Source organism: Kitasatospora cystarginea (assembly GCF_039533515.1).
Taxonomy (GTDB): Bacteria; Actinomycetota; Actinomycetes; order Streptomycetales; family Streptomycetaceae; genus Kitasatospora; species Kitasatospora cystarginea.
Genome location: NZ_BAAATR010000031.1, coordinates 86,464 through 97,989 on the forward strand (window position 1 = coordinate 86,464; position 11,526 = coordinate 97,989).

General features: G+C 72.1%; 10 protein-coding genes and 1 riboswitch. Of the genes, 2 read left to right on the forward strand and 8 right to left on the reverse strand.

Going from position 1 to position 11,526, the window contains the following annotated elements:
• Positions 1–66 precede the first annotated feature (66 nt).
• The 3 genes from ABD369_RS28375 to ABD369_RS28385 all read right to left on the reverse strand — a co-directional run bounded on the left by ABD369_RS28375 (position 67) and on the right by ABD369_RS28385 (position 778).
• The gene (locus ABD369_RS28375) at positions 67–207 is read right to left on the reverse strand and encodes a hypothetical protein (RefSeq protein ID WP_344639399.1); all 141 of its coding nucleotides are present in this window, start codon (positions 205–207) and stop codon (positions 67–69) included.
• Between the two features lie 119 nt (positions 208–326).
• Positions 327–500, reverse strand: coding sequence for a hypothetical protein (locus ABD369_RS28380; RefSeq protein WP_344639400.1), 174 nt, complete (start codon positions 498–500; stop codon positions 327–329).
• A complete protein-coding gene (locus ABD369_RS28385; protein WP_344639401.1) occupies positions 500–778 on the reverse strand; it encodes a hypothetical protein in 279 nt (92 codons plus the stop codon). Before ABD369_RS28385 ends, ABD369_RS28380 begins: the two co-directional genes overlap by 1 nt.
• Before the next feature lie 288 nt (positions 779–1,066).
• Positions 1,067–1,240, reverse strand: a riboswitch (M-box (ykoK) riboswitch).
• Positions 1,241–1,414: 174 nt separating this feature from the next.
• Between ABD369_RS28385 and ABD369_RS28390 the strand changes: the two genes are divergently transcribed.
• Positions 1,415–3,505, forward strand: coding sequence for an N-acetylmuramoyl-L-alanine amidase (locus ABD369_RS28390; protein WP_344639402.1), 2,091 nt, complete (start codon positions 1,415–1,417; stop codon positions 3,503–3,505).
• A gap of 160 nt (positions 3,506–3,665) precedes the next feature.
• Here ABD369_RS28390 and ABD369_RS28395 read toward each other — a convergent pair whose 3' ends face one another.
• Positions 3,666–5,096: a pyridoxal-phosphate dependent enzyme gene (locus tag ABD369_RS28395; RefSeq protein ID WP_344639403.1), complete on the reverse strand. Its 1,431-nt coding sequence runs from the start codon at positions 5,094–5,096 to the stop codon at positions 3,666–3,668.
• Positions 5,097–5,241: 145 nt separating this feature from the next.
• Between ABD369_RS28395 and ABD369_RS28400 the strand changes: the two genes are divergently transcribed.
• Entirely contained in the window at positions 5,242–5,643 is a 402-nt protein-coding gene (locus tag ABD369_RS28400; protein ID WP_344639404.1) for an MmcQ/YjbR family DNA-binding protein, read from the forward strand.
• 50 nt (positions 5,644–5,693) lie between these two features.
• Here ABD369_RS28400 and ABD369_RS28405 read toward each other — a convergent pair whose 3' ends face one another.
• The 4 genes from ABD369_RS28405 to polX form a co-directional block, all read right to left on the reverse strand.
• Complete coding sequence (locus ABD369_RS28405; protein WP_344639405.1) at positions 5,694–6,443, reverse strand: succinate dehydrogenase/fumarate reductase iron-sulfur subunit; 750 nt, start codon at positions 6,441–6,443, stop codon at positions 5,694–5,696.
• A complete protein-coding gene (locus tag ABD369_RS28410; protein WP_344639406.1) occupies positions 6,440–8,362 on the reverse strand; it encodes a fumarate reductase/succinate dehydrogenase flavoprotein subunit in 1,923 nt (640 codons plus the stop codon). The genes ABD369_RS28405 and ABD369_RS28410 overlap by 4 nt, the downstream gene beginning before the upstream one ends.
• Before the next feature lie 10 nt (positions 8,363–8,372).
• Positions 8,373–9,191 (reverse strand): hypothetical protein, encoded by an 819-nt coding sequence (locus ABD369_RS28415; protein WP_344639407.1) that lies wholly within the window; start codon positions 9,189–9,191, stop codon positions 8,373–8,375.
• 369 nt (positions 9,192–9,560) lie between these two features.
• Positions 9,561–11,288 carry a DNA polymerase/3'-5' exonuclease PolX gene (polX, locus tag ABD369_RS28420; RefSeq protein WP_344639408.1) on the reverse strand — a complete coding sequence of 576 codons (1,728 nt, stop codon included), beginning with the start codon at positions 11,286–11,288 and terminating at the stop codon, positions 9,561–9,563.
• Positions 11,289–11,526: the final 238 nt, after the last annotated feature.

Here is an 11,526-nt window from a genome sequence, read left to right on the forward strand (position 1 = left end):
CTTCAGGCAAGGAACACCGTGCGGCCCGCCGCGCCGGGCACCGGAGGGGAGGCCGCGCTGGGCGGCTCACATCTCGGGTTCCCCGTCCTCGACCCGGTACGTCCTGGTCCACGTCTCGCCGCAGCGGCAGTGGAACTGCTCCACCAGCTCGCCGTGCTCGTTCACCCCGACTCCGCCGCCGAGGCGCACATGCACGTGATCACTCATGGTCCACCGCTTCCTGCTTCGTATCGGAACAGATTCCTCCCATGGTCCATGAGCACGGGCCGACACGGAAGGCCGCCGGATACGGATCCCGCTCCGCGAGACCGGTGCCGGACCGTCCGCTACCGGGCCGGGCGCTGCCCGCCTGGCGCACCCCGTCGGCGGGCAGCGCGGACCGCCACCCGAACCCCGGCCGGGACGGCGGCGAGCGCGACCGCCCCGGCCAGCAGCAGGCCGAGGGCACCGAGCAGTATCGACCCCTCCGCCGTACGCGGGTGGAGTCTGGTCCTCGTCATCATCTGGAACTCCCCTCTTGCCTGGCCCTGGTGGGCGGGATCAGCTGTCCGAGTGCGGGCCCGGCGGCGACCGGTCGCCGCCGGGCCCCGGACCGGGCGGGCGGCCCGGCCGGTCGCTGGGCGGCGACGGCCCCCAGGACGGGGTGGTCGAGCGGGCTCGCGGCCAGCCGATCCACGACCTCGGACAGCACGGCGCGCAGGCCACGGCCGGCGGCGGCGTCATGGCGGGCGGCAGCGGAGGCCAGTGCGGCACGGTGGAGCACGGCGAAGACGGACACGTCAACTCACCTTCAGGAAGAGCACGGTGGGCATCCCGGAGATGCCTCGGCCCAGGAATCCGGCAGGCGGCGACCGCAGGCTGCCGAGCCCGCGGTCAACGTGTCGAGCAGACTGACGCGCCGTCAGGACATCTGGGCGGCTAGCGCACACCGAGGAAGGACGAGAACAGGCGGGGGCAACGGCAACTATGGCCGTGACTACCGCATTCCATGTCCCTCGCCTCCTCCCGGCCGGGCGCGGACCCGCGCCGTGTCGACAGGGCAAGGAGCGGACCGGCCTCGGCGGCCGGTTCACCCCGACTCGTCAGAGCTCTGGCACTTCACGGCGCGATCCGGCCCGCGGGCCGGAAGTCACTTGGGATCAACCCATGGGGCGGGAGGATCCGGCCCCGCCCGGGCGTCTCTCAACAGCTGGGATCGGTGGCCGTGTCCGTGAAGACGCCTCACCGAACGAGGTGCCTCTTCAAACGACGCAGAGCATAGTCCCTCCACCGAGCCAGGTCCGAACCCTTTGCCAGAACTTGACCGCCAACACCCTTGGCGGCACTCGCCCCACCTGCGTACGGGCACTCACCTGCGGCCGGCTCCGGGAGTGTCACTCGGGTGACACACCGTCAGCTGCGGTAGAACCGTGGCATGCACCGCTCCCCGACCGCCACCTCCCGGCCCCTCGAGACCTCGCCGGCCACCCGTCGCCCGTCGCTCCCGCCCGGTGCCCGCCGTTCGCGCCGGTCGGCCGCCCTGGTCGCCCTGGCCACCACCTGCGCAACGGCCTGCGCCACCGGCTTCGCCCCACCGGCGGGCGCCGCCGCCCCGGCGGACCAGCTCCTGCAGCGGCAGTTCGCCGCCGCGGCAGCGGAGTTCAAAGTGCCGCAGCGCCTGCTGCTGGCACTGGCCTACCAGCAGACCCGCTGGGAGTCGCACCGGGGGCAGCCGAGCACCACCGGCAACTACGGCCCGCTCGGGCTGACCCAGGTGGACGTGGCTGCCGTGAACGCCGCCGCCGAGCGCGCGCAAGCCGAGACACGGGGGCGCGGTGACGACCGCCCGCTGCCGCAGCGCTCCGCCACCCCTGCCGCTCGGCGACTCGTCGACTCCCCCGCGCTGCACACCCTGGACGCCGCCGCCGAGTTGATCCACCGCCCGGCCGGGCAGCTGCGGAGCGATCCCACGCAGAACCTCCGCGGCGGGGCGGCGCTCCTGGCCCGGTACCAGCGGGACGTCGGCGGACCTCACTCCGCCGACCCGGGTGCCTGGTACGGCGCGGTGGCCAGGTTCGGCGCGGGCAGTGCCACGGGGCCGGAGGGTACGGCGGCCGGCCGGGTGTTCGCGGACCGGGTGTACCGGACCGTACGCTCCGGCGCCTCCCGGGCCACCTCCGAGGGTGCGCGGGTGACGCTGCCGGCCGCCCCGGGGCTGGTGGTCACCCGGCCGCCGGGCCCGCCCGTGGCGAGGGCCGAGCGGCAGACGCCCGAGTGCCCGGAGAGCCTCGGGTGCGACTTCGTCCCCGCCGCGTACGCGCTGACCGACCCGAACGACCCGACCTCGTACGGGAATTACAACCCGGCCAACCGCCCCGATGACGGCCAGCAGATCCGCTGGATCGTCATCCACGACACCGAGAGCAACTACGCCGGGGCGCTCGCCGCCTTCCAGGACCCGCGCGAACAGGCCGCCGCGCACTACCTGGTGCGCGCCTCGGACGGGCAGGTCACCCAGTTGGTGCGCACCCGGGACATCGCCTGGCACTCCGGCAACAAGACCGTCAACATGCACAGCGTCGGGATCGAGCACGAGGGCTTCGCGCTTCCGGAGGACCGGCCGACCTGGTACTCGGAGCAGCTGTACCAGTCATCGGCCGAGCTGGTGCGCTATCTGGCCGCGCGCTTCGGCGTCCCGCTGGACCGACAGCACATCATCGGCCACGACGACGTGCCGGGACCGACCCAGGCCGACGTCGCCGGGATGCACTGGGACCCGGGGACGTTCTGGGACTGGGGCCACTACCTGGAGCTGCTGCGGGCACCGATCGGGCCCGGCACCGACGCCCCGCCGAAGGCCGGTGACACCGTCATCATCGCCCCGGCCTTCGACTCCTCCAACCAGCCCCCGGTCAGCGGGGTGCCGAACCGGCCGGAGAACTTCGTCTACCTGCGCACCCGACCGGCCGCCGACGCCCCGCTGATCAACGGCGGCACCACCAGGGCCGACGACTGGAGCGACAAGGCGGTGACCGGGACCGGTTACGTCGTCGCCGACCAGCAGGGCGACTGGACGGCGATCTGGTACGACGGGCAGAAGTGCTGGTTCTCCAATCCGAACGGACGCTCCGCCCGGACCGAACCGGCGGCCACCGACCAGGCGGAGCCCGACGCTACGGCCGGGCGGACGGTACTGACCCCGCGCCCCGGCCTCGCCTCGATCCCGGTGTACGGCCGGGCCTACCCCGAGGCCGCCGCCTACGCCCCCTACCCGGCCATCAAGCCGCTGCCGGTGGTCGCACTGCAGGCGACGGTCCCGGCCGGGCAGGCCTACCTCGCCGCCGACGACACCCCGGAGCCCGGCGACTACTTCTACGACCAGAACATCAACGGCGACGCACCCGACGACCGGACCCTGGTGGTCGGGAAGGACACCTACTACCCGATCCGCTACGACCACCGGCTCGCCTTCCTGAGGTCCTCCGACGTCCAGGCGGTCCGGCAGTGCTCCGGCGGTACCCCGTGAGTTGACGTCCTCGCCCCCGGCGGGTTCGGCCGGGCCGTCGGGACGACGGCGGTGCCGTGCGCACCGGCCCGGCCACCCCGTCAGGGCGCCTGCCGATGACCCTGCCGTCAGCGGCACGGGGAGTCGTACGCCGGCCTCCGCGCGGCTCCCCGTGCGCCGGTCACCCCGCCGTCGCCACCGTCCCCGCGGCCAGGCATTGGCGCAGCTCGGCGGCGCCCACCAGGCCAACCGCGTGGCCGTCGTACACCACGACCGCCGCCTCCAGGCCGCACTCGGTGAGTTCGGCCAGCGCGGCCTCGGCGGGCTCCCCGGTTCCGAACCGGGGCAGTGGCGCACCGAGGTGCTCGCCCACCGGGTCGTCGAGAGCCGCCCGGCCGCTCTGGACGGCGGCTGTCAACTCCTCCAGGGTCACCGATCCCGCCAGCTCGAGTGCGGTGGGCCGTCGTTCGGGGCCCGCCGGGCACGGCCCGGCGGGCAGTGCCGTCCGCGCACCGGCCGCGCGCAGTGCCGCCAGGGCGTCGGCGACGCTGGTCCGCCCGTTCAGGTAGGGCAGCTGCTGCTCCCGGGCGGCCGCCGGCACCGCGTCACCGACCCGGGCCGCGGCCGGGTCACCGTCCAGGAAGCCCAGCCGCAGCAGCCAGTCGTCGTCGAAGTACTTGGTGAGGTACTGCCGTCCGGAGTCCGGCAGGATCGCCACCACCACGGCCTCGGGCCCGGCCTCGGCGGCCACCGTGAGGGCCGCGGCCACCGCGGTGCCGGCGGAGCCGCCGACCAGGAGCCCCTGCTCGCGGGCGAGTCGGCGGATCGTCAGGATCGACTGCCGGTCGGTGATCGGTAGGACCCGGTCCACCACCTCGCGGTGGTAGGACTGCGGCCAGACGTCCTCGACGGTCTCCGGGTGCTTCCAGTGCCCGGCCGCTTCGACGAAGTAGGGGCGGCCGTCGCCGCCGGAGTAGACCGAGGAGGCCGGGTCGGCGCCGATCACCTGGACGGTGCCGCCACTGACCTCCTTGAGGTAGCGGCCGGTGCCGCTGATGGTGCCGCCGGTGCCGATGCAGGACACCAGGTGGGTGATCCGGCCTCCGGTCTGCCGCCAGATCTCCGGCCCGGTGCTCAGGTAGTGCGCCTCGGGGTTGGCCGGATTGTCGTACTGTCCGGCGAGCCAGCCGCCCGGTGTCTCCTCCGCGATCCGTGCCGCCGCGTTCATCACGTGTTCGGGGTGCTCGCGCGGCACTCCGGCGGCTTTGAGTACCACCTCGGCCCCGAACGCCCTCACCGCCGCGACCTTCTCACTGCTCGCGCGGTCCGAGAGCACGGCCACCATCCGGTAGCCCCTGGCGGCTGCGACCATCGCCAGCCCGAGACCGGTGTTGCCGGAGCTGGCCTCGACCACCGTGCCGCCGGGTCTCAGCAGCCCGTCGTGTTCGGCCTGCTCGATCATGCGGAGACCGATCCGGTCCTTCACGCTGCCGCCGGCGTTCAGGTACTCCAACTTGCCGTAGACGGCGGCGCTCTGGCCTTCGCCGGAAGTGCGCAGCCGCAACAGCGGTGTGTTGCCGATCAGTTCGGTCACAGACTCGTTGGCTTCCATCTCGGCACAGTAGCGAATCCCCGGGACCTGCAGAACGTGGATCTTCGCCCGTCCGAGTTACCGGTCGCCGGCGCCCTCGCGCCCCTCGCGGCGGACCCAACGCCCCCGGCGGCGGTGCCGCCGCGGCAGGGGGCACACTTGACTCATGACGCCCGATGACCTGAAAGCCGCCTGCCTGGACCTGAACGGGACGGCCGAGACCTTCCCGTTCAACGCCGACACCTCGGTCTTCAAGGTCGGAGGCAGGATGTTCGCCCTCAGCGCGCTCGACGCCGTCCCGCTCTCCGTGAGCCTGAAGTGCGACCCCGATCTCGCGCTGCGGCTGCGCGCCCGGTACCCGGCGATCACCGGCGGCTGGCACCTCAACAAGCGCCACTGGAACACCGTCCGGCTCGACGGCTCCGTCCCCGACCGCCTGGTCCGCGAGATGATCGAGGACTCCTACGACCTGGTGGTCGCGAGCCTTCCGCGCGCCGAACGCCTGCGGCTGGACTGGCCCGGCGAGCGGGCCCCCGAAGCGGACGAGCGGGCCCCGAAGGCACACTGACGCCGGTACCGTTCCCCTGGGAACGGTACCGGCGTCGGGAGGAGCAGGCCTCACCTACGGCGGGTGATCTTGCTGCCGAGCCAGACCAGCGGGTCGTACTTGCGGTCGGCGACCCGCTCCTTGAGCGGGATCAGCGCGTTGTCGGTGATCCTGATCCCTTCCGGGCAGACGTCGGTGCAGCACTTGGTGATGTTGCAGTAGCCCAGTCCGTGCACCTCCTGGGCGGCCTTCTGCCGGTCGGCCGTGTCCAGGGGGTGCATGTCCAGCTCGGCGATCCGCATCAGGTAACGCGGGCCGGCGAAGGCGGACTTGTTCTCCTCGTGGTCGCGCACCACATGGCAGGTGTCCTGGCACAGGTAGCACTCGATGCACTTGCGGAACTCCTGGGAGCGGTTCACGTCCTCCTGGCTCATCCGGTACTCGCCGGGCGCCAGCCCCTGCGGTGCGGCGAAGCTCGGGATCTCCCTGGCCTTGGTGTAGTTGAAGGAGACGTCGGTGACCAGGTCCCGGATCACCGGGAAGGCTCGCAGCGGGGTGATGGTGACCGGCTCCCCCGGCGGCAGCGCGGACATCCGGGTCATGCAGAGCAGCCGGGGCCGTCCGTTGATCTCGGCGCTGCACGAACCGCACTTGCCCGCCTTGCAGTTCCAGCGCACCGCGAGGTCCGGGGCCTGGGTGGCCTGCAGGCGGTGCACCAGGTCGAGGACCACCTCGCCCTCGTCCGCCTCGACCTGGTACGTCGCGAAGCCGCCACCCGTCATGTCCCCGCGCCACACCCGGATTTCGGCCTGGTAGGTCACTGCTGCACTCCGTTCAGTTCCTCGGGGGTCAAGTATTTGGCGAGTTCCTCACGGGTGAACAGGGCCAGCAACTCGGCCCGCATCGTCCCGTTCTGCTGCCGGACGACCTCGATGCCGTCGCCGGTGGCGGTGCAGACCAGGTTGACCCTGCGCCACTCACGGTCCATGACCGGGTAGTCCTCCCGGGTGTGGCCGCCCCGGCTCTCCTGGCGCAGCAGTGCGGCCCTGGCGACGCATTCGGAGACCAGCAGCATGTTCCGCAGGTCGAGCGCCAGGTGCCAGCCGGGGTTGAACTGCCGGTGTCCTTCGACCACCAGCCGGCCGGCCCGTTCCTTGAGCTCCTGCAGCCGCTCCAGTGCCTCCCGCATCTCCGCCTGGCGCCGGATGATGCCGACCAGGTCGTTCATGGTCTGCTGGAGCTCCTGGTGCAGGGTGTAGGGGTTCTCCGCCGGCCCGCCGCGCACCCGGGTGTCGTCGAAGGGCGCAACCGCCTCCCGCAGGGCGAGCTCCAGCTCGGCCTCGTCCACGGGCCGGTCCCCGCTCGACTCGGCGGCGTAGCGGGCCGCGTGCCGACCGGCGTGGCAGCCGAACACCAGCAGGTCGGAGAGCGAGTTGCCGCCGAGCCTGTTGGAGCCGTGCATGCCGCCGGCCACCTCGCCCGCCGCGAAGAGCCCCGGCACTCCGGGTGCCGCCGAGGTGTCCGGGTCCACCCGCACCCCGCCCATCACGTAGTGGCAGGTCGGGCCGACCTCCATGGCCTCGCGGGTGATGTCCACGTCCGCCAGTTCCTTGAACTGGTGGTACATCGAGGGCAGTCGGCGGACGATCTCCTCGGCGGACAGCCGGGTGGAGACGTCCAGGTAGACCCCGCCGTGCGGGGTGCCACGACCGGCCTTGACCTCGGCGTTGATCGCGCGTGCCACCTCGTCCCTGGGCAGCAGCTCGGGCGGGCGCCGGTTCTCCTCCGGGTCGGTGTACCAGCGGTCGCCCTCCTCCTCGGTCTCGGCGTACTGGCCCTTGAAGACCTCGGGGATGTAGTCGAACATGAACCGCCGGCCGTCACTGTTGCGCAGCACCCCGCCGTCGCCGCGTACCGACTCGGTGACCAGGATGCCCTTGACCGACGGGGGCCAGACCATCCCGGTGGGGTGGAACTGGACGAACTCCATGTCCTGCAGGCTCGCGCCGGCGAGCAGTGCGAGGGCGTGTCCGTCGCCGGTGTACTCCCAGGAGTTGGAGGTCACCTTGAAGGACTTCCCGATCCCGCCGGTGGCCAGTACCACTGCGGGCGCCTGGATCACGAAGAACCGCCCGCTCTCCCGGTCGTAGCCGAACACCCCGGCGGTGCACCGGCCGTCGGCCGGGCCCTCGGTGGTGCGGGCGGTGAGCACGCGGGTGACGGTGCACTCCTGGAAGATCTTCAGGCCGTCCTCGAAGTCGCCGCTCCGCCGCCGGTCCTCCTGCTGGAGCGAGACCACCTTCTGCTGCAGGGTGCGGATCAGTTCCAGGCCGGTGCGGTCGCCGACGTGGGCCAGCCTCGGGTACTGGTGGCCGCCGAAGTTGCGCTGCGAGATCCGGCCGTCCTTCGTCCGGTCGAACAGCGCGCCCCAGGTCTCCAGTTCCCAGACCCGATCGGGGGCCTCCTTGGCGTGCAGTTCGGCCATCCGCCAATTGTTGAGGAACTTCCCGCCGCGCATGGTGTCGCGGAAGTGCACCTGCCAGGTGTCGTTGCTGTTGACGTTGGCCATCGCCGCCGCGATGCCGCCCTCGGCCATCACGGTGTGCGCCTTGCCGAACAGCGACTTGCACACCACCGCCACCCGCATGCCCTGTTCGCGCGCCTCGATCGCGGCCCGCAGCCCCGCCCCGCCGGCACCCACCACGACCACGTCGTACGAGTGCCGCTCAATCTCGGCCATGCTGAGCCTCCTAGAAGAATCGCGGGTCGGCGAAGGCGCCCGAGGCCACCAGGTACACGTACAGGTCGGCGAGGCCGACCGAGGCCAGCGAGCACCAGGCCAGCAGCATGTGGCGGGCGTTCAGCCTACTGACGGCCTGCCACATCCGGTACCGCAGCGGGTGCTTGGAGAAGTGCTTCAGCCGGCCGCCGACGATGTGCCGGCAGGAGTGGCAGGAGAGTGTGTAGGCCCAGATCAGCGCGATGTTCGCGAGCAGGACGAAGCTGCCCAGCCCCGCGTGGCCCCACTCCCCGGCCGGGCTGCGGAAGCCCAGTGCCGCGTCGTAGGTGAGGATCGCGGCGAACGGGACGGCGACGTAGAAGAAGTACCGGTGCAGGTTCTGCAGGATCAGCGGGAGGCGGGTCTCCCCGGTGTAGCGGGTGTGCGGTTCGGCGACGGCGCAGGCCGGGGGCGCGAGCCAGACGGACCGGTAGTAGGCCTTGCGGTAGTAGTAGCAGGTCACTCGGAAGCCGAGCGGGAAGATGAGCACGATCAGCGCGGGCGACAGCCGCCACCAGTCGCCGAACAGCGCCCAGTCGGCCCCGCCGCGGATGTCCGTGCAGTTGGCCGCCAGGCACGGGGAGTAGAACGGGGACACGTAAGGGGCTGCGTAGTAGTGCGTGCCGTCGAACGCGCGCCAGGTCGAGTAGCAGATGAAGGCCAACAGCCCGGCCACGGTGGCCAGCTGCGGCAGCCACCAGCGGTCGGTGCGCAGTCGGCCCTGCGCGATGGCGGCGCGTCCCGGAGCGCGTACGCCGGTGGGGGTGGGTCGTTCCGTTCCAGTGCTCATGCCCGCACCTCTCCCCCGGCGCCTACGGCCGGGCGGTACCCCCTACGCTCGGCGCGCGCTTGGCACAACGCGCGCCTCCTGACTGTTCGCTCGCTGCGCTCGCTCACGACAGGACCTCCTCGGGGCTGCACACCGTAGAAGAGTCCCGGAACGTGGCACAGATCACAATATGGCGCGCCAGGAGAGGGGGCGGGTTGTGATCACCCAGGGCCTGTCCGGTGGATCTTTCCGGATCAGCGCGCGACGTTGGGCGCCCGGCTGGGCGTGCCGGCGGATCGGCCTCGTACTGGGCCGTACTTGGACGATTCGCCGGTGCGTTCAGGCGGGATGCCCGGCGTCGTGCGCCCGGGAAGATCCACCGGACAGGCCCTACCGGTCCGGGTGGCCGCGCAGGAAGCGCCGCAGCCGGGTGAGCGGCCAGGCGTTGATGACCTCGTCCTTCGTCAGCCAGCCGCGCTGGGCCGTCCCGATGCCGTAGCGGAGGTTGGCCAGGTGCACTGTCGAGTGCGCGTCGGTGCTGACGGCGAACCGGACGCCGTGCCTGCGGGCCGCCAGGATCTGCTCGTCGCCCAGGTCGAGGCGCTCGGGCGAGGCGTTGACCTCCAGTGCGGTGCCGGTGCGGGCGCAGGCTTCGTACACCGCGTCCAGGTCCACGTCGATGGCCGATCGCCGGCCGAGCAGGCGGGTGGTCGGGTGGCCGATGATGTGCACGTACGGGTTCTCGCAGGCCCGGACCAGCCGGCGGGTCTGCTCGTCGCGGCCGGCCCTGAAGTGCGAGTGGATCGAGGCCACACAGAGGTCGAAGCCGGCCAGGAACTCGGGCGGCCAGTCGACGCCGCCGTCCGCGTCGATGTTCAGCTCGGTGCCGTGCAGCAGGTGCAACTTGCCGAACTTCCCGTCCAGTTGGCGCACCTGCTCGCGCTGGGCGAGCATCTTCTCGTCGGTCATCCGCTGCATGTAGAGGTTCGGGGCGTGGTCGGTGACGGCGTAGTAGGAGTAGCCGCGTTCGGCCGCCGCCGCCAGCATCTCCTCCAGCGGGGCCAGACCGTCGGTCAGGTTGGTGTGGGTGTGCAGGTCGCCGCGGATGTCGCGCTCGGTCACCACCGCGGGCAGCTCGCCGGCCGCCCCGGCGTCGAGCTCGCCGCGGTCCTCGCGCAGGGTGGGCGGGATCCAGGGCAGGCCGAGCGCCCGGTACACCTCCTCCTCGGTCCGCGAGACCAGCTTCCGTCCGCTCTCCACCTCGAACAGGCCGTACTCGGAGAGCTTGAGCCCGGCCTTGACGGCCCGGGCGCGCAGCCGGATGTTGTGCGCCTTGGAACCGGTGAAGTAGACCAGCGCCGCGCCCCAGTCCTCGGGTGGGACGACCCGCAGGTCCACCTGCATGCCCTGGGTGGTGCGGATCGAGGTCTTGGTGGTGCCGTGGGCCAGCACCTCGGCGGTGTGCGGTAGTTCGGTGATGGCCGTCATCAGCGCGGTGGAGTCCTCGGCGGCGGCCAGGATGTCGATGTCGCCGATGGTCTCCCGCATCCGGCGCAGCGACCCGGCGTAGCCGCAGCGCACGCAGCCGCGCACCGAGGAGAGTTCGGCCACCAGCGTTTCGGCCAGCTCCAGTGCGGCGTTCAGCAGGGTGCGTCCGCCGCCCTGCCGCAGTTGCTCGATGCCGTGCAGGATGTTCTCCGCCGTGCGGGCACCGAGGCCGTGGAGGTCGTTCAGGCGCTCGCTCTCGGCCGCCTCCACCAGCTCGGCGACGGTCGTGATGCCCAGCTGCTGGTGGATCAGGGCCGCCTTCTTCGGACCGACGGTGGGGATGGCCATGATCTCGCGCACCCCGGCCGGCACCTTGGCGCGCAGCTGCTCCAGGGCCCCGATGTGCCCGCTGGTCAGGTACTCGGTGATCTTGTCGGCGGTGGACTTGCCGACGCCGGGGATCTCCAGCAGGCCCTTGGCGTCCAGACGGGCCAGGTCGTCGTGGTAGCCGCCGACCGCCCGGGCGGCCTTCTCGTAGGCGCGCGCCCGGTAGGCGTCCCCGCCGGTCAGCAGGATGAGGTCGGAGTACTCCTGCAGCAGGGCCTCGACCTCGTCGTTCAGCCGGGCCATGGGGCCAGTCTAGGCAGGGGGTGGGTGCCCCCCGCATCCGGAAGAGGCATTCCGGCATGCGAGAGAGGCCCGAGCCGCGGGGGTACCCCCGGCCGGAGGCTGGGGGCGGGTACCCCCGGCCGGAGGCTGGGGGCGGGTACCCCCGGCCGGAGGCTGGGGGCGGCGCGCCGGTGCCACAGTGCCGATGTGCGGGTCCGCCGCGGGGAGCGCCCGGAGGCGAGCGGGCGAGTCCCGCCCC